At 65.5% G+C, this 17,225-nt stretch carries 15 protein-coding genes; 6 read left to right on the top strand and 9 right to left on the bottom strand.

The annotated features are described in order from the left end of the window. Positions 1–36 precede the first annotated feature (36 nt). The 7 genes from gph to F622_RS0103550 all read right to left on the bottom strand — a co-directional run bounded on the left by gph (position 37) and on the right by F622_RS0103550 (position 8,135). Positions 37–726, bottom strand: coding sequence for a phosphoglycolate phosphatase (gene gph / locus F622_RS0103580; protein ID WP_018176717.1), 690 nt, complete (start codon positions 724–726; stop codon positions 37–39). Next, the gene (ubiG, locus tag F622_RS0103575; protein ID WP_018145562.1) at positions 723–1,469 is read right to left on the bottom strand and encodes a bifunctional 2-polyprenyl-6-hydroxyphenol methylase/3-demethylubiquinol 3-O-methyltransferase UbiG; all 747 of its coding nucleotides are present in this window, start codon (positions 1,467–1,469) and stop codon (positions 723–725) included. The genes gph and ubiG overlap by 4 nt, the downstream gene beginning before the upstream one ends. Positions 1,470–1,491: 22 nt before the next feature. Then, positions 1,492–2,826 (bottom strand): TRZ/ATZ family hydrolase, encoded by a 1,335-nt coding sequence (locus tag F622_RS0103570; RefSeq protein ID WP_018169877.1) that lies wholly within the window; start codon positions 2,824–2,826, stop codon positions 1,492–1,494. A gap of 82 nt (positions 2,827–2,908) precedes the next feature. After that, entirely contained in the window at positions 2,909–3,301 is a 393-nt protein-coding gene (locus tag F622_RS0103565; RefSeq protein WP_018169876.1) for a DoxX family protein, read from the bottom strand. 131 nt (positions 3,302–3,432) lie between these two features. Continuing rightward, complete coding sequence (gene wrbA / locus F622_RS0103560; RefSeq protein ID WP_018169875.1) at positions 3,433–4,053, bottom strand: NAD(P)H:quinone oxidoreductase; 621 nt, start codon at positions 4,051–4,053, stop codon at positions 3,433–3,435. A gap of 108 nt (positions 4,054–4,161) precedes the next feature. Further along, on the bottom strand, positions 4,162–6,954 hold the full coding sequence (locus tag F622_RS0103555; RefSeq protein WP_019571347.1) for an EAL domain-containing protein: 2,793 nt from the start codon (positions 6,952–6,954) through the stop codon (positions 4,162–4,164). A 320-nt stretch (positions 6,955–7,274) separates the two neighbouring features. Further along, positions 7,275–8,135: a PhnD/SsuA/transferrin family substrate-binding protein gene (locus F622_RS0103550; RefSeq protein ID WP_018176720.1), complete on the bottom strand. Its 861-nt coding sequence runs from the start codon at positions 8,133–8,135 to the stop codon at positions 7,275–7,277. A 390-nt stretch (positions 8,136–8,525) separates the two neighbouring features. Between F622_RS0103550 and F622_RS0103545 the strand changes: the two genes are divergently transcribed. Both F622_RS0103545 and F622_RS0103540 read left to right on the top strand, forming a co-directional pair. Then, a complete protein-coding gene (locus F622_RS0103545; RefSeq protein ID WP_019571346.1) occupies positions 8,526–9,581 on the top strand; it encodes a hypothetical protein in 1,056 nt (351 codons plus the stop codon). Next, positions 9,581–10,348, top strand: coding sequence for an OmpA family protein (locus F622_RS0103540; protein WP_019571345.1), 768 nt, complete (start codon positions 9,581–9,583; stop codon positions 10,346–10,348). The genes F622_RS0103545 and F622_RS0103540 overlap by 1 nt, the downstream gene beginning before the upstream one ends. A gap of 11 nt (positions 10,349–10,359) precedes the next feature. On the opposite strand, the gene glnD is transcribed toward F622_RS0103540, so the two are convergent. Together glnD and map are read right to left on the bottom strand one after the other, a co-directional pair. Further along, positions 10,360–13,035 (bottom strand): [protein-PII] uridylyltransferase, encoded by a 2,676-nt coding sequence (gene glnD, locus F622_RS0103535; protein ID WP_019571344.1) that lies wholly within the window; start codon positions 13,033–13,035, stop codon positions 10,360–10,362. Positions 13,036–13,093: 58 nt separating this feature from the next. After that, positions 13,094–13,879, bottom strand: coding sequence for a type I methionyl aminopeptidase (gene map, locus F622_RS0103530; RefSeq protein WP_018145571.1), 786 nt, complete (start codon positions 13,877–13,879; stop codon positions 13,094–13,096). A 244-nt stretch (positions 13,880–14,123) separates the two neighbouring features. On the opposite strand from map, the gene rpsB reads away from it, so the two are divergent. The 4 genes from rpsB (at position 14,124) to frr (ending at position 17,221) form a co-directional block, all read left to right on the top strand. Next, entirely contained in the window at positions 14,124–14,900 is a 777-nt protein-coding gene (gene rpsB / locus F622_RS0103525; protein WP_018145572.1) for a 30S ribosomal protein S2, read from the top strand. A gap of 60 nt (positions 14,901–14,960) precedes the next feature. Further along, positions 14,961–15,830 carry a translation elongation factor Ts gene (tsf, locus tag F622_RS0103520; RefSeq protein ID WP_019571343.1) on the top strand — a complete coding sequence of 290 codons (870 nt, stop codon included), beginning with the start codon at positions 14,961–14,963 and terminating at the stop codon, positions 15,828–15,830. Positions 15,831–15,933: 103 nt separating this feature from the next. Then, positions 15,934–16,671, top strand: coding sequence for a UMP kinase (gene pyrH, locus F622_RS0103515; RefSeq protein ID WP_018145574.1), 738 nt, complete (start codon positions 15,934–15,936; stop codon positions 16,669–16,671). Continuing rightward, complete coding sequence (gene frr / locus F622_RS0103510; protein WP_018169869.1) at positions 16,664–17,221, top strand: ribosome recycling factor; 558 nt, start codon at positions 16,664–16,666, stop codon at positions 17,219–17,221. Before pyrH ends, frr begins: the two co-directional genes overlap by 8 nt. Positions 17,222–17,225: the final 4 nt, after the last annotated feature.

Below are 17,225 nucleotides of genomic sequence, written 5' to 3'. Positions count from 1 at the left end.
CTGTTTCCGGCGTGCGGGGCGCCGGGGTGGGCGGATTCAGCGCGCAAGCCCGGGCTCCGTGGCGGCTCCGTCGGCGTACCAGGCCCAGAAGTCGTTCGGCTGTTCCAGGGCGGCATCGGCGCCCCATTGATCCGGACGCTGGTTGGCGTCGATGTAGCCCCAGTTGGCGATCAGGGTGGGCATGCCGGCGGCCCGTCCGGCCGCGATGTCGCGTTCTGCATCGCCCCAGTAGCAGTGGCGTTCCGGCGGCAGGCCAGTCTGCCGGGCGGCCAGCCACATGGGTTCCGGGGCGGGTTTGCGCTGGGGCAGGGTATCGCCGCTGACGACGGCTGCCATGCGCGCATGCAGCCCGAGGGCCTCCAGCAGTGGATCGGTCAGCCAGCCCGGCTTGTTGGTCACCACGCCGACGGACCAGCCGCGGGCCTCGCAGGCGTCCAGCAGCTCTGCGAGTCCGGGAAACAGGGCGGTGGTCCGGCACAGGTCGCGGGCGTAGATCTCCAGGTAGCGCTTCTTGAGATGCTCCGCGAAGGCGGGATCGGCGTCCGGGAAGGCGAGATCCACCAGGGCCCGGGACCCGTGGGAGACAAAGTTACGCACGACCTCGAACGCCAGCGGCGCACGGTCGTGTTCGGCCATCAGGGTGACCAGGGCCGCATGCATGTCGGGAGCGGTGTCCAGCAGGGTCCCGTCGAGGTCGAACAGGACCGATCCGAGTTCGTGGGTCATTCGTCGGGGCCGGCTTCGTCGCGGCGGGCGGCCATCAGGTAGTTCACGTCGGTGCGGGCGACCAGGCGATAACGCCCGCTCAGGGGCGAATAGGTCAGGCCGGTCATCGCGGTGACCTCGAACCCGTGGCGGCGCAGGGCGGTGCCCAGTTCGGAGGGACGGATGAAGCGGCCGTACTCATGGGTGCCGGTGGGCAGCATGTGCAACACGTATTCGGCCCCCACGATGGCCTCGGCAAAGGCGCGCGGAGTTCGGTTGATGGTGGACAGGAACAGCCAGCCGCCGGGGCGCACGAGCTTTGCAAGGGCGTCGATGACGGCATCCGGATCGGGCACGTGTTCCAGCATCTCCAGGCAGGTCACCACGTCGTAGTCGCCGGCGTGACGTTCGGCGTGCGCCTCGGCGGTGGTGTGCAGGTAGTGGATCTCAAGCCCTGCCTCCACCGCATGTTCGCGCGCCACCTCCAGGTGTTCGGCGCCGGCGTCCAGCGCGGTGACCTGAGCGCCGCGAACCGCCATTGCCTCGGAGAGGATGCCGGCGCCGCAGCCTACATCCAGCACCTTCTTGCCGGCGAGATCGGCCTGGCCGTCGATCCATTCGAGGCGCAACGGGTTGATCGCGTGCAACGTGGCGAAGGGGCCCTTCGGGTCCCACCATTCGTGGGCCCGATGGGTGAATTTGTGGATCTCGGCGCTATCGACGTTTGCGTGCGCAGAAGTTTGGGAGAGGGGTTCGGGGCTCATGGCGTCTGTCTCGCTCAGGCAGTCAGGCAGTGGGCTGCTGGGTTTCCAGCACCCGGATGCGCCAGTACTCGGCTTCGGCGTGGAGATCCTGCGAGTTCAGCGTAAGCAGTTCGCGGTCGCGTAGCAACGGCCGTCCGGCCACGTAGACATCGCGCACGGCATCGCGGGTGGCGGCGTAAACGATCTGTGCACTGGGGTCGTGCGCCGGTTGCAGTTCCAGCGCCTGCAGGTCTACTGCGACCACATCGGCCTGCTTGCCGGGCTCCAGGGAGCCGATCCGATCCGCGAGTCCCAGGGCTTTGGCACTCCCCAGCGTCGCCATTTCCAGCGCGGCGGTGGCGGGCAGGGCGGCGGCATCGCCACTGACGCCCTTGGCCAGCAGTGCAGCGGTGCGCATCTCGCCGATCATGTCGAGATCGTTGTTGGAGGCGGTGCCGTCGGTCCCGAGGGCGATGTTGATGCCGGCGGCCTGTAACCGCGTGACCGGGCAGAAGCCGGAGGCGAGTTTCAGATTGGATTCCGGGCAGTGGGCGATGGAGATCGGGCGTTCGCGCAGTAGATCCAGATCGGTATCGTCGACCTGGGTCATGTGCACCGCGATGAAGGGCTGGTCCAGCATGCCAAGGCGTGCGAGGCGGGCCAATGGTCGTTCGCCCTGGTCGCGCAGGGCGTCGGCGACCTCGCTGGCCGTCTCGTGAACATGCATGTGGATGGGCACGTTCAGTTCGCGGGCACGGGCCGCCACGCGCTCCAGGCTTGTATCCCCCACGGTGTATGGCGCGTGCGGGGCGACATTGAAGGCGATGCGGTCATGGTGCCCCCAGTTCGCGACGACGTCCGCGCCGCGCTGGAAGTATTCGTCTGCCGTGCTTGCCCAGGGCGTGGGGAAGTCGAACACGGTGAGGCCCAGCGAGGCGCGGATGCCGGTCTCGTCGACCACCCGGGCCGCATCGTCCACAAACAGGTACATGTCACTGAAGCACGTCGTGCCCCCGCGCAGCATCTCGGCTATGGAGAGGCGGGTGCCTGCGCGTACGAATTCGGGGGAGAGCAGCTTGCCCTCGGCGGGCCAGATATAGCGCTTGAGCCAATCCATCAATGTGTGGTCGCTGCCGATGCCGCGCAGGAGGCTCATGCCGGAATGCGTATGGGCGTTCACCAGGCCCGGGATCAGGACCTGTCCGGGGTGGTCCCGGTACTCGGCGTCGGGATGGTTTGCGCGAGCGGTGGCTTGCGGCTCGATGGCTTCGATCACGCCGTTACGAATCACCAGGGCGTGATCCCGCAGGATGGTGTCGCGGGGAATGACCGGGAGGATCTGCGGGGCGCCGAGGATCAGCGTCTGGGCGTTGTGCATGGCGGTATGTCTGCGCGGGGGCCAGGGTCGCGCATGGTACCCGAAAGGGGCGGCATTGCGCCGCCCCGGGAAACGGCCGGGACTACCAGCGATTAATCGCCAGGCGGCCCGGACCGGTCAGTGCCAGGGCGATGGCCGTGAACAGGAACATGCCCTGCAGCTCGAGGGCCCAGCCGCCGGTGCCGGTGAGCAGGAAGACCTCGTGGGTGTGGGCGAGCGCGATGGCGAAGAGCATGTTGATGGCGATAATCACCGCGCCGATGCGCGAATACAGGCCGATGATGACGAGGATCGGGGCGAGGATCTCGCCGATGTAGACGCCATAGGCGAGGATCGCCGGGAGTCCGGCGTTGGTAACCATGCCTTCGATGCCGCTGATCCCGCCAGTCAGCTTGGCGATGCCGTGCAGCAGGATCATGATCCCGAGGGCCAGGCGGAGTACGAGCTTGCCACTGTCGTCTAGCGTGTTGTCCATTGCCATCCTCTCCTTGTCGTGCTGCGGATCGATGTCCCCAGTCGCTACGGTCGGGCCTGTGCCCGACCGGGTTTGTCCCCGGGCAACATCCGGCCAGGGCATGCGCCCCTTTGGGATGTACCTGTGGCGGGTCAGCCGGCGTCGCGCCCCAGACGCTGGGCCCGGGCGACCTCGGCGACGTGACGCCCCTGCGAGGCGGCCATGCCCAGTTCGTTCTCGCTCGGCTGGCGCGAGCCGTCGCCGTCGGCCAGCGTGGTCGCCCCGTAGGGGGTGCCGCCGCAGACCTCGCTGACATCGAGCAGGCGCTTCTCGGTGTAGGGTAGACCAACCACGGTCATACCGTAGTGCAGCAGGTTCACGATGGTCGAGATCAGGGTGGTCTCCTGGCCGCCGTGCTGCGAGGCGGTGGAACTGAACACGCTCCCGACCTTGCCGACCAGCTTGTCGCCGAACCACAGGGCACCGGTTTGATCGAGGAAGTTGGCCATCTGCGCGGCCATCCGGCCGAAGCGGGTAGGGGTGCCGATGATGATCGCGTCGTAGTCCGCCAGTTCTTCGGGCTTGGCGATGGGGGCGGCCTGGTCGAGCTTGGCGCCGGCATTGCGGGCCACGTCGTCCGGCATCAGCTCGGGGACGCGCTTGATCGTGACTTCGGTCTCCGGGACCTCACGGGCGCCGCGAGCCACAGCTTCGGCCATCTGCTCGATGTGGCCCCAGGTGGAGTAGTACAGGATCAGGATCTTGGTGCTCATGGCGAGTCGCCTCTGGTTGGCTAGGTTGCAATACCCGCCACCTTAGATCCGATTTATACGAATGAAAATGGCGAAAAACGGCTCAAACGATTCGAATAATACGAATGGTTAGGGGTAGGTTGCGGCGTTTCCGTTGCCGCTCTGGCGCAGCACCAGGGCCTCAAGTTCTGCCAGCGTGTCGGGATGGCCGTACAGGTAGCCTTGAAAGTGGCGGCAGCCGAGGCCGAACAGGAAGGCCCGCTGCTGGTCGTTCTCGACACCTTCGGCGATGACGTCCAGGTCGAGAGTGTGAGCCAGGTTGACCACCATCTGGGCGATCGCGGCATCGTTGGGATCGTCCAGGACGTCGCGTACGAAGGACTGATCGATCTTCAGCTGAGCGAGGGGCAGTCGCTTGAGGTAGGCGAGAGAGGAGTAGCCGGTCCCGAAGTCGTCCAGGGAGAACTCGATGCCGAAGCTCCGCAATTCCTCGATGTGGGCAATGACGGTCTCCACGTTTTCGAGCAGCATGCTCTCGGTCAGCTCCAGCTTCAGGCGGTGCCCCGGGGCGCCGGTAGCCTCGAGCGTCTCGGCCAGATCGCGCACGAAGTACTTGTGCCGGAATTGGCGCGCGCTGACGTTGACCGACAGGGTGAGGTCCCGAAAGGCGGGCTGGTGTTTCCAGGCGGCCAGCTGCTCACAGGCCGCGCGCAGCACCTTGCGGCCAATCGGGACAATCAGACCGGTCTGTTCAGCCACGGGGATGAACTCGGCGGGCGAGATCATCCCGCGGCTGGCGTGCTTCCAGCGCAGCAGGATCTCGGCCCCGATAACCGCGCCCGACGTGTTCACCTGTGGCTGGTAGTGCACGCTGAAGGCGTCCTGATCCAGGGCGTGGCGAAGCTCGCTCTCCAGTTCGAATCGGGCCTCGACGGCGCGGTGCAGCTCGGGGTCGTAGAAGCGCACAGTGTTGCGCCCGGCGTTCTTGGCCCGGTACATGGCGAGGTCCGCCTGCTTGAGGATCTCCTCCACGCTCAGACTGCGGCCGCTGAACAGTGTGGCGCCGATACTGGGCGTTACATGCCGCCTCTGTCCCGCCAGCTTGAATGGATCGCGAAGAATCTCGATGAGCTTGCGACCCACGGCCTCGGCCTGGGTCGCCGCGCGTGCCGGGTCCGGGTGGAGATCATTGAGGATGATGACGAACTCGTCGCCCCCGAGGCGGGCGAGGGTGTCCGCCTCGCGCACGGAGTTCAGCATGCGCTCGGCGACCTGGCGTAGCAGGTCGTCGCCGACTGCATGGCCGAGGGTGTCGTTGATGTCCTTGAAGTTGTCGAGATCGATGAACAGCAACGCGCCATGCAGTCGGGTGCGTTCGGTATTGGCGAGACTCTGACCCAGCCGGTCGTGCAGCAGGGTGCGATTGGGCAGTTGGGTCAGCCCGTCGAAGAAGGCGAGACGCCGGATCTCGTCCTCGGCCTGCTTGCGATCGGAGATGTCGGTCATCGTGCCGAAGGTCGCCATCACCTGGTCGTGGTCATCGAAGCGGGCACTGGCGTAGATGCTGACCCAGCGGATGTCACCGTCGCGGGTGCGCAGACGGATCTCCTCGGATTGCGAATGGGAGCCGCCCTCGAGGAGGGTGGCACAGAAGCTATGGGCGTCGTCGTGGTCCTCGGGGGCTACAAAGTCGCACAGCGGGCGGCCGAGAGTCTCTTCCACGCTGAACCCCGTCAGGGCCTCCCAGGCTGGATTCAGCAGGGTCCAGTGGCCTTCGGCATCGGTACGGAAGATGACCTCGGAGATGTGGTCCACCACGTCGCGGTAGCGGTTCTCGCTTTCCGCCAGAGCATCGGTGGTGCGTCGGTGGGTGGTGATATCCAGGGTCAGGCCGCGCAGGCTCTCCCGGCCGTCCGCGTCACGGGCCCAGGAGAGGATGTCTCGCAGCCAGATCCACTGGCCGTCGCGATGGGCGAAGCGGTAGTCCACCGTGCGCGGGCTGGTCCGGCTCTCGCGGGCGGCGTTCTGCACGCGCGGCAGGTCGGCAGGGTGGATATGCCGGGCGCGCAGCTCGCCCCGGCCCAGGTTGTGGGCCGGGAAGCCCAGCAGACGGCGGGTGTCGCCGGACACGAACTCCCATTCGTGGGTGCGCGGGTCAGCCTCCCACAAGATCGCATTGGCACCGCCGAGCATGGACTCCAGGCGTGCGACCGAGCGGTTCAGTTGCTGGTTCTGTTGTTCCAGGGTGGTCTGGGTGGACCCCAGATGGGCGGCGACATCGTTGAAGGTGCGCGCGAGGTCGCCGAACTCGTCGTGCGACCGCACCGGGATGCGATGGTCCAGACGGCCGCCCTGTAGCGCCTTGCCGCCCTGGTTCAACAGGCGCAGGCGGCGAGTAATAACCAGGCTGAAGACCACCGCGGCCAGCATGGACAACACGAGCACGCCCAGTGCCAGCAGGACGTTGCGCTGCAGGAGGGTGGCGGACAGGGCGTCGATCGCATCGGTGGAATAGCCCACCGCCAGGGTCCCGAGCGGTTGCCCGGCCAGCTCAATGTCGCGCAGGATCTCGATCTGCCCGGGCGTGGTGCGCGTGCCGTCCGCGCGTGCCGGGATGGTGTCCGGCGAGATGCCCACCGACGCCATCGGCTGGTCCTGGGCATCGAGTACCACGGCATAGAGGACATGGGAGTCGTCCGCGACGAGCTCGAGCAGGTCCTGCAGCATCGCCGGATCCGCGTAGGCCAGGCCGGGGGTCAGGGCGCTGGAGAGCAGGCGGCCCTGCTGTTCGGCAAAGCGTTCCAGCATCTGCGACTGGTTCTGCTGCACCTGGGAGATGCCGCTGATCATCAGCGCTGCCACCATCGCGACCTGGATCGCGACGGTGCCGATGATGATCTGCCAGGCGAAATTCAGGCGCATGTGGGGGGCGCCGACGCCTGTGGGGCGATGCCGGCAGGGGTTGGGCCAGAGCTGGTTGGAGCCGGGCCGGGAAGGGGCATCGACGGAATCCGGGTTGCGTGCGCGCCAGAGTCACCGCGTGGTGCGGCAATGGATGTTATCCCGACCATTTTAACGATACTGGACGATGGATGCCCGTGCCGTTTGAAATTTGGGGGAAGGCCACGGCGGTCGGGGGCGATCATTGGGGTGGGTGGATGGCGAGGTAGCGGGGGAGAAGCCGAAACCCCAGGAGCGGTCAGCGTCCGCGCGGCGGGCGTGATGGATGCTGCGGGCTGGACTTACGGGGTCGGGTTCCCGGCCGGGATGGGGGCCCGGAGATCGAATTTGGCTTCCAGGTCATCCAGCGCACCCTGAAATGCCGCGTACTCGCCGGCATGCGCCTCGATGAATCCGCGGTGTCCGATATGCCTCAGGAGTGTTGTGCCGGACGGGCTCTGCTGCAGCGTGATCAGGCGATGGTGCAACCGCGGGATGTCGCGATCCAGACGTTCGTGTACCAGAAGGGTAAGCCCCGGGAACCGTTCGGATTGGGCGAGGATACGCACCAGGCTTCCGTCGCCCAGCGACATGTGGCGTTGGCGGGTGCCTTCCATATCCGGTCGTACCGGCAATACGTTGCCTTCGATGATCATGACGAGGGCATCGGCGATTCCGCGTTGGAATGCGGCCACTGCCGCGTTGTTGTGGTGATAGTGCAGGTAGCGGGGCGGGCCGGGTGGGTCGGGCCAGTCCTGGGCGTCAGTCAGGCTGCGTGCGAGGGTCGCCGCGCGGCTTTCCTTGTACGGGACTGCGAGGGATCGGCCTGCGAGGCCGGCAAGCGAATCGATGCCACCCCCGGGCCGCACCAGGAGGACCATCGCCAGCTCTTCCTCGCTGCGTACCAGTAAGCGGTAGGGCCCGTTTTCCGTGAGGAGCGGCACTACCTGCGGTGCCACGAGGATCAAGTCGTAGCGGCCCTCTCGGGTGCGTTCGAGGAGCGTCGGCAGGTCGCGTGCGGACTCTAGCCGTACCGGCTGGCCGAGTTCCGTTCCCAGCCAGTCGCGCAGGGGCGCGTAGCGTGTGAACAGCGCTGGCGGGCTGGCAAATGGCTGAATCCCGAAGGTGAATGGGGCTTGTGCCTGAGCCGGGGTGCTCAGCAACCAGAGCAGGCTGGCGAGTGCCAGCCAGACGATTGCCGGCCGCCGCCGGGGCGGGCCGATGGGCTTGCATGACACGTTCGCAGCAGGCGTGACTGTCGCAGGCATGGAGCCACCGTCTATTGGGCTTCACTGGGTAAGACGGATCAGGCGGGCGATTTCGTCCCATTCGGGGCGTCAAAGAATGGACGATTGGGCTCTGGTTGCGGTTCGCTTCCTGGCGCGTGGGCGTCGGGAATCCGTCGAAACCTTGTGGCGCGCCCGGTCCGGTCGTGCCTGAAAGCCCCGTTCCACCGGTCTTTGGTGGGTCTGGCGTTGTTTTTGCTTGCATCCGGTTCTTACGAATCGCACGACCGCGCGGGCGCTACCGACGCCGCGGGACGGAGGAAGCACATGACCGGAATTTTCGATCGGGTCGCCGAGGCGCTGTTGGCCACGTTGCAGGGGCTCAGTCCATTAAGCGTGATTGGCTTGTTCGCGCTGTTGCTGTTTGGTCTGTTCCTGGCGGCGTTGACGGCGACGGCATTGCGCCGCGCCGAGTCCTTGCAGGGAGCGGCGCCCGCGCTGCTGACCACCCTGGGGATCCTCGGCACCTTCCTTGGGGTCGCCATTGGGCTGCTGGATTTTGACGCTGGACGGGTGGAGGCCAGTATCCCGGCCCTGCTGGAGGGGCTCAAGCTGGCCTTCGTGACCAGTATCGTGGGCATCTTGCTGGCGGCGGTGTTGCGGATGGTTCAGGTGATGGCACCTGCGCCGGCGGCATCCCCCGAACCGGCTACGGAGGGTGCGTCGGATGCACCATTGGATAATGCGCACCTGGCGGCACAACAACGGGATGCCTCGCTGGCCGTAGTGGAGGCGGTGCGGGCCCTCGATCAGCGCCTGGATGCCCGGCTGGAGCAACAGCACCGCGAACTGACCGGCGCGCTCGATGGCATGGCCGAGCGCATCACGGAGATGAGCAGCGGGCACCTGGTAGAGGCCCTGGAGCGGGTGATCCACGATTTCAACGATCGCCTGGGTGAACAGTTCGGCGAGAACTTCCGTCGTCTGGACGACTCGGTCGCCCGCCTGGTGGAGTGGCAGGATCAGTATCGCGAGCAGATGGACACCCTGCATCGGGCCTTCGACCAGGCCCGGGCCGGGGTGGAACAGACCGAGCAGACCCTGGAGCGCATGACCGGACAGGCCCTGCAGATCACCCGCCACGTGGAGGATCAGGAATCGACGCTCTCCAGCCTGCGTCGCGAGACGGTGGAACTGGAGGCCTTGCTGGGGAGCATCGCGGCCCTGCGGGATCGTGCCACCGAGGCCTTCCCGGCGATGGACGCACGGCTGGAGGCGATGCTCGAGAGTATCGAGAATGCCGTCCAGGCAGGGCTCGCGGCGGAGACGCGCTGGGGTGGGGAACGTTCCGCCGCCATCGCCTCCGCGGGCGGGCGTAACTGATGTTTTCCTGGTTGGCGAGACGCCGTCGGCGGCAAGGCGTGGCCGCCGGAAACGAGGCCGACCAGGGCTCGCACTGGCTGGCAGTGGCGGACCTGATGGCCGCGCTGATGATGATCTTCCTGTTCCTCGCGCTGCTGCACATGGTGCAGGTGGAGCGCGAGAGTGCCGCGCATACCGAGGTGCGTAACGAGGCGGCGGCACTGCGCGCGGCCATCTACTCGGTACTGGAGGAGGAATTTCGCGAGGATTTGCCGCGCTGGAATGCGGAACTGGACCGCGACAGCCTGACCCTGCGCTTTCGTGAGCCGGAGGTCCTGTTCGAGCGCAGTTCGGCCCGTATCCGGCCGCGTTTCGAGGCGATTCTCGAGGACTTTATGCCGCGTTACGCGGAACAGTTGCGCCCGTTCGCCGAGGTGATACGGGAAGTCCGCATCGAGGGCCACACCTCCAGCGAGTGGGCGGGCAGCGACGATGCGCTGGAGGCCTATTTCGGAAATATGGACCTCAGCCAGCGCCGCACGCGCGCGGTGCTGGAATATGCCTATCAGCTGGAGCCCCTGCAGGAGGCGGACTGGTTCCGCTCGCGGGTCGCGGCCGTGGGGTTGTCCTCTTCGCGCCGGGTGCTGGACGAGCGCGGCGAGGAGGATCGCCGGGCATCCCGCCGGGTCGAGTTCAGTGTCCTGACCGATTTCGAGGCGCGCCTGCTGGGCGCAGGGACGCCATCGGACGAGCCAGAGCCCCGGCCTCTGGAGGCGCGCGTCCGCTGATCCGATTGCTGTCAGATGGTGCCGAGCAGGGCCTTGCGCAGGCGGGCCTGGTGCTCGGCATCAAGCGCCGCGTGGCCGGGTCGGCTGAGGAGGAAGCTGTCCTCGACCTGTTCCCCGGCTGTGGCGATGCGTGCGGTACGCACGTCGATTCCCTGCTCGGCAAGGACATGACCGATGGTCGACAGCAGGCCTGGCCGATCCAGGGCTCGCAGTCGCATACGCGTTGCCTGGCCGCCCGCGGCGGGTTCGAATTCGATCTGCGTATCCACGTCGAAGTGCTTGAGGCGTCGCGGCAGTTGCCGTGACGCCGGATTGGGGATGGTCCCTTCGCGTTCGAGTTCACGTTCGAGGCTCTGGCGTATCTCCTCGGAGCGATAACCTGCATCCACGGTCTGGCCGCCGCCGCTTTCGAGAACCAGAAAGGTATCCAGCGTGCGGCCGCCCGCGGTCGTGATGATCCGTGCGTCCACGATGTCCAGCCCCAACTGGGTCAGGGCGCTGGTGATGCGCGCGAAGATCTGCGGATGGTCGTTGGCGTAGACGAAGATCTCCGTGCTGCCACGCGAGGTCTTCGGGCGCACCAGGATCAGGGGAAGGGCGTCCGGAGACAGCGGGAGCAGGGCCCGGCCGTGCCAGGCGATCTCGTCGGCGGAATGGCGCAGGAAGTATTCGTCGTCCAGTTCGTCCCACAACTTCCGGGCCTGATCGGTATCGAAGCCTTGTTGTTCGATTAACGCGAGTGCCTCGGTGCGGGTTTGTCGGATCTGTTCGTCCATGTCCGGCGGGGTATCCAGACCCCGGTCCAGGACATTGCGGGTGGCGTGATAAAGGGTTTGGAGCAGGGAATCCTTCCAGCTGTTCCACAGCTCCGGATTGGTTCCGCGGATGTCGGCAATGGTCAGCAGATAGAGAAAGTCCAGGCGTTCGCGGGTGACCACCTCGCGGGCGAAACCCATGACGACCTCGGGATCGGAGATGTCCTTGCGCTGGGCCGTCAGCGACATCAGCAGGTGGGAACGCACCAGCCAGGCAACCAGGCCGGCATCCGCGTCCGACAGGCCGTGATGCTGGCAGAAATGCAGGGCATCGTGGGCCCCCAGCTCGGAATGATCACCCCCGCGGCCCTTGGCGATGTCGTGAAACAGGGCGGCCAGCACCAGGCGTTCGGGGCGCACCAGTCCGGAGTAGATCTGGTGCGCCAGGGGCTGTTCGTGCGCGAACTCGGGCAGCGCCAGGCGCCGCGCGTTGCGCACCACGTTCAGGGTGTGCTCGTCCACGGTGTAGGCGTGGAACAGGTCGTACTGCATGCGTCCGATGATGCGCCCGAAGGCCGGCAGGTAATTGCCCAGCACGCCGTAGCGGTTCATGCGGCGCAGCTGGCTGGTGATCCCGCGCGGGGCGCGCAGGATGTCCATGAAGAGCTCGCGGCACACCGGATTGCGGCGGAAGTGCCCATCGATCAGGTGGCGGTGGGCCCGGATCAGGCGGATGGTGGAGGCGCGGATGCCCTGGATCTCCGGGTGTTCCTGGAGCAGGCGGAAGACCTCCAGCAGCGCCGGCGGATAGATCATGAAGACCTGATCGTGCGCCGCCTCGAGGTAGCCGCCCCGGACCTGGAAACGCTGGTGGATGCGTACGGGGTCCTGCAAGGCTTCCGGATCGTCGAGGATGGCCTCGTTGAAGTGTTGCAGCAGCAGTTCGTTCAGCCGCTCGAGATCGTTGATGGTGCGGAAGTAGCGCTGCATGAACTGCTCGACCGCCCGGTTGTGGTTCTGGTCGACGAAGCCGAAGGTGTTGGCCAGCTGGCGCTGCAGATCGAAAAGCAGGCGGTCCTCGCGGCGGCCAGCGAGCATGTGCAGGGCAAAGCGTACCCGCCAGAGGAAGTTCTGGCCCTCCATCATCTCGCGGAACTCACCCTCGCGCAGGAAGCCCAGTGACACCAGCTCCTCGATGCGCTCGGCGCCATAATGACGCTTGGTGACCCAGCCGATCATCTGGATGTCGCGCAGGCCGCCGGGGCCTTCCTTGACGTTCGGCTCGAGGCGGTAGGCGGTCTCGCCAAAACGCCGGTGGCGTGCTTGTTGTTCGGCCAGCTTGGCGGCATAGAAACTGCGCGAGTCCCAGATGCGGTCGGGCTCGATGGCGCCACGGAAGTCGTTGAACAGGCTGAGATGGCCGGCCAGGTAGCGGGCCTCGATCAGGTTGGTCGCGACGGTGATGTCGTCGCGCGCCTCGCGGGTGCAGTCGTCGATACTGCGCACGCTGTGCCCGACCTCGATGCCGATGTCCCAGAGGAACGTGACGAAGTCGCTGATCCGGTCGAAGAGGGCGGGGTCATGTTCGCCCTCGAGGATGATCTGGATGTCGATATCGGAGGCCGGGTGCAGTTCGCCGCGGCCATAGCCACCGACCGCGATCAGGCATAGCTGGTCGTCATCCGCGAGGCCCTTCTGGGCCCAGATCAGCTTGAGAAGCTCGTCGATGCGCCGGGCGTGGCCATGGATCAGCTCGGCGATCGGCATGCCGTCGCGAAAGCCCTGGTATTGCTGTTCCAGGATGGCGCGGCGCCGGTCCCGAAACAGCGCAATATTCCCCGGGTTGCGGCTCAGCCGCTGGTAGTCCTCGCCCCAGCCGGGGGTGAAGGCCGGAGTATCGAGTTCGCCGGGGGTGCTGCCCGCAGGATTCATTGGGGCTCCGTGGAGTGGGCGGTTCGAATCGGCGGGGAACAGGCGTGATGGCCTTCGATCAGGCCGCGATCTCCTGCGGTGGGGTTTCGTCCTTGCGCAGGGTCAGGATCTCGTATCCGTCGGCGGTGACCAGCAGGGTGTGTTCCCACTGCGCCGACGGACTGTGATCCTTGGTCACGGCGGTCCAGCCATCCGCCAGGATGCGGGTGTGGCGGCGGCCGGCATTGATCATCGGCTCGATGGTAAAGCACATGCCTTCTCTCAGGGTCATGCCGGTGCCAGGCTTGCCATAGTGCAGGACCTGCGGATCCTCGTGGAAGCCGCGCCCGATCCCGTGGCCGCAGAACTCGCGCACCACGGAGCAGCGTTGGGCCTCGGCGTACACCTGAATCGCGTGGCCGATATCGCCCAGCGTTGCGCCCGGGCGAACCTGCTGGATGCCGAGGTACATGCTGGTACGTGCCACGTCGATCACCCGCTGGGCCTGGATACCGGCCTTGCCGATCACGAACATGCGGCTGGTGTCGCCGTGGAAGCCGTCCTTGATCACGGTGATATCGATATTGAGGATATCGCCGTTCTTCAGCTTGCGATCCCCCGGGATGCCGTGGCAGACCTGATGGTTCACCGAGGTACAGATCGACCTTGGGAAGCCGCGATAGTTGAGTGGGGCCGGGATCGCGTCCTGGGTGTTCACGATGTAGTCGTGACAGATCCGGTCCAGTTCCCCGGTCGTCACGCCGGCTTGCACGTGGGGCTCGATCATCTCGAGGACTTCGGCGGCCAGGCGGCCGGCGACGCGCATGTGTTCGATCTCTTCGGGGGTCTTGATGGAAACGGACATGGGGGCTCCCGCCGCGGCGCCCGGAGGGGCTCGGCGTTTGGTTCGGGTAAGTGTCCTATGCTATAAAGCGCGCGCCTCGCTGGCAATTCGGCGGGGCCGGAAGCCGCCTTTTGCGGGGCGACTCCCGAAACCTTAATCCACACACGCATCGGCACGATCTGTCGGGTGCCCGCCCTCGAAGAAGATTCGGTTCGGGTTTCAGATCGGGATGCGTGGAGGCTCAACCCGTTACAGGAGAAAACTCATGTCCCTCGTGACTATGCGACAGATGCTGGAGGCCGGTGTGCACTTCGGCCACCAGACGCGTTACTGGCATCCCAAGATGGCCCCGTACATCTTCGGGGAACGCAACAAGATTCATATCATCAACCTCGAGAAGTCCCTGCCGATGTTCAACGATGCGTTGAACTTCCTCGGCAAGATCGCTGCCGACGGTGGCCAGATCATGTTCGTCGGCACCAAGCGCTCGGCCCGCGACGTGGTGGCCGAAGAGGCAAACCGTTGCGGCATGCCGCACGTGAGCCACCGCTGGCTGGGCGGCATGCTGACCAACTTCAACACCGTCAAGCAGTCGATCAAGCGCCTGAAGGACCTCGAGACGATGGACGCCGATGGCAGCTTCCAGGTCCTGAACAAGCGCGAGGCCCTGAGCCGTCGCCGCGAAAAGGACAAGCTGGATCGCAGCCTGGGCGGTATCAAGGACATGAACCGCATGCCCGATGCGATGTTCGTGATCGACGTCGGCTACGAGAAGATTGCGGTGGCCGAGGCGAAGAAGCGCGGCATTCCGGTCGTCGCCGTGGTGGATTCCAACCATTCCCCGGAAGGCGTGGATTACGTGATCCCGGGCAACGATGACGCGATGCGTGCGATTCAGCTCTATGTGGCTGCGATCGCCGATACCATCATCGAGGCCAAGGGTGCGGTGACCACGGGTGGCATGGGCGAAGCAGAAGCCGCCGAGCCGGCCGCTGCAACGACTGACGCCCCCGACACCGCGTCGCCCGCCAACCCCGCTTGATAACAGGAGCCGGTCGCCACGCTGGCGGCCGGCTCGAGCATGATTCAGGAGCAAGCAACGATGCAGATTACTGCTGCACAAGTAAAAGAACTGCGCGAGCGCACTGGCGCCGGCATGATGGAATGCAAGAAGGCCCTGACCGAAACCGGCGGCGATCTGGAAGCGGCGGTCGAGGCAATGCGCAAGTCCGGCATGGCCAAGGCCGACAAAAAGGCGGATCGTGTCGCGGCCGAAGGTCGCGTCGAGATTGCCAGCGACGGTTCGCGCGCGGTGATCGTCGAGATCAACTGCGAGACGGACTTCGTCGGCAATGACGACAACTTCCGTGCCTTCACCAGCGCCTGCGCCAATGTGGCGCTGAACACCGCCGCCGATTCGGTAAAAGGCCTGATGACCGAGACCGTCGATGGTCAGACCCTGGAAGAGCAGCGTACTCAGCTGATCGCCAAGGTCGGCGAGAACGTCCAGGTCCGCCGTTTCGAACGCATGACGGCGGAAGGTGCGCTGGGTTTCTATCAGCATGGTGCCCGGATTGGCGTGCTGGTTGGTCTGAACGGTGGTGACGAGCAGCTGGCCAAGGATATCGCGATGCATATCGCGGCGAGCCATCCGGTGTGCATCGACGAGAGTCAGGTGCCGACCGAGATGCTCGACAAGGAACGTGCGATCTTCAAGGCCCAGGCCGAGGAATCGGGCAAGCCGGAGAACATCATCGAGAAGATGATCGAGGGGCGTATCCGCAAGTATCTGGGCGAGATCACCCTGGTGGGCCAGCCGTTCGTGAAGGATCCCGATCAGACGGTCGCACAGCTGCTGGAAAGCAAGGGGGCTTCGGTCTCCGGCTTCATCCGCTTCGAGGTGGGCGAGGGGATCGAGAAGAAGACCGAGAACTTTGCCGAAGAGGTGATGGCTCAGGCGCGCGGCGCCTGATCCAGCAGGACTCCGGGGCGGCCGCTTGATGCGGCCGCTTCCGGATAAAAGGGCCAGAAAAAACTGGCAAGCGAGAACAACCGAGCCCGAGATAAGGAACCCCATGAGTCAGGACAGCCAGCCCGCGTTCCGGCGCATCCTTCTGAAGTTGAGTGGGGAGGCCCTGATGGGTCAGCAATCCTATGGGGTTGACCCGGATGTCCTGGCGCAGGTGGCCGAAGAGGTCTCGGAGCTCTCCCGCATGGGGGTCGAGGTCGGCATCGTGATCGGTGGCGGCAACATCTTCCGTGGTGCGGGGCTGGCACAAGGCGGCATGGACCGGGTGACCGGCGACCACATGGGCATGCTGGCAACGGTGATCAATGCGTTGGCGCTGCAGGATGCGATCGAGCGCGCCGGGCGTTTTTCGCGGGTGATGTCGGCGATCCGCATCAACCAGGTGTGCGAGGACTACATCCGCCGGCGTGCGGTACGGCACCTGGAAAAGGGGCGCATCGTGGTGTTTGCGGCCGGAACCGGCAATCCGTTCTTCACCACGGATTCCGCGGCGAGCCTGCGGGCGATCGAGATCAACGCCGACATCATGATCAAGGCGACCAAGGTCGACGGGGTCTACGATGCCGATCCGATGACCACCAAGGATGCCCGACGCTACGAGCGGCTGACCTTCGACGATGCGCTGGAACAGCGTCTGGGCGTAATGGATACCACGGCCCTGGTGATGTGCCGAGACAATGGCCTGCCGATCCGTGTAATGAACATGTTTGCCAAGGGCGACCTGCAGCGGCTCGTGATGGGCGAGGCGGTCGGCACCTTGGTCGAGGGAGCCCGTAATGAGTGACGCCACCCTGAAAGATGCGCGCGAACGCATGGACAAGAGCCTGGAAGCGTTGCGCAACGAGCTATCGAAGATTCGAACCGGCCGTGCGCACCCCACGCTGCTCGAACATGTGCATGTGGAGTACTACGGCATGGATGTGCCGATCAACCAGGTCGCGAACATCAATGCCGAGGACGCACGCACGCTCTCCGTGGTCCCGTACGAGAAGGACATGGTCGGCAAGATCGAGAAGGCCATCATGACTTCGGATCTGGGACTCAATCCGGCGAGCATGGGGACGACGATCCGTGTGCCGCTGCCGGCGCTGACCGAAGAGCGTCGGCGTGACCTGGTCAAGGTCGTCCGGGCCGAAGCCGAGCACGCGCGGGTGGCCGTGCGCAATATCCGGCGGGATGCCAACAACGCCTTCAAGCAGCTGGTCAAGGACAAGGAGATGTCCGAAGACGACGAGCACAAGGCGCAGGAGCTGATCCAGAAGCTGACCGACGACCACATCGCCAAGGTCGACGCGATGCTTGCGGACAAGGAAGCCGAGTTGATGGAAGTCTGACCGG

Source organism: Thioalkalivibrio sp. ALMg3 (assembly GCF_000381225.1).
Classification (GTDB): domain Bacteria; phylum Pseudomonadota; class Gammaproteobacteria; order Ectothiorhodospirales; family Ectothiorhodospiraceae; genus Thioalkalivibrio; species Thioalkalivibrio versutus.
Note: the sequence above shows the minus strand (reverse complement) of the source record. Positions and strands in the feature narration are given on the sequence as shown.

What these genes read in the sequence shown, in the direction of transcription:
- F622_RS0103570 (WP_018169877.1), bottom strand. Translation starts at nt 2,826, where the DNA reads ATGCACAACGCCCAGACGCTGATCCTCGGCGCCCCGCAGATCCTCCCG.
- glnD (WP_019571344.1), bottom strand. Translation starts at nt 13,035, where the DNA reads ATGAATCCTGCGGGCAGCACCCCCGGCGAACTCGATACTCCGGCCTTC.
- wrbA (WP_018169875.1), bottom strand. Translation starts at nt 4,053, where the DNA reads ATGAGCACCAAGATCCTGATCCTGTACTACTCCACCTGGGGCCACATC.
- F622_RS0103555 (WP_019571347.1), bottom strand. Translation starts at nt 6,954, where the DNA reads ATGCGCCTGAATTTCGCCTGGCAGATCATCATCGGCACCGTCGCGATC.
- pyrH (WP_018145574.1), top strand. Translation starts at nt 15,934, where the DNA reads ATGAGTCAGGACAGCCAGCCCGCGTTCCGGCGCATCCTTCTGAAGTTG.
- F622_RS0103540 (WP_019571345.1), top strand. Translation starts at nt 9,581, where the DNA reads ATGTTTTCCTGGTTGGCGAGACGCCGTCGGCGGCAAGGCGTGGCCGCC.
- frr (WP_018169869.1), top strand. Translation starts at nt 16,664, where the DNA reads ATGAGTGACGCCACCCTGAAAGATGCGCGCGAACGCATGGACAAGAGC.
- rpsB (WP_018145572.1), top strand. Translation starts at nt 14,124, where the DNA reads ATGTCCCTCGTGACTATGCGACAGATGCTGGAGGCCGGTGTGCACTTC.
- tsf (WP_019571343.1), top strand. Translation starts at nt 14,961, where the DNA reads ATGCAGATTACTGCTGCACAAGTAAAAGAACTGCGCGAGCGCACTGGC.
- gph (WP_018176717.1), bottom strand. Translation starts at nt 726, where the DNA reads ATGACCCACGAACTCGGATCGGTCCTGTTCGACCTCGACGGGACCCTG.
- ubiG (WP_018145562.1), bottom strand. Translation starts at nt 1,469, where the DNA reads ATGAGCCCCGAACCCCTCTCCCAAACTTCTGCGCACGCAAACGTCGAT.
- F622_RS0103545 (WP_019571346.1), top strand. Translation starts at nt 8,526, where the DNA reads ATGACCGGAATTTTCGATCGGGTCGCCGAGGCGCTGTTGGCCACGTTG.
- F622_RS0103565 (WP_018169876.1), bottom strand. Translation starts at nt 3,301, where the DNA reads ATGGACAACACGCTAGACGACAGTGGCAAGCTCGTACTCCGCCTGGCC.
- map (WP_018145571.1), bottom strand. Translation starts at nt 13,879, where the DNA reads ATGTCCGTTTCCATCAAGACCCCCGAAGAGATCGAACACATGCGCGTC.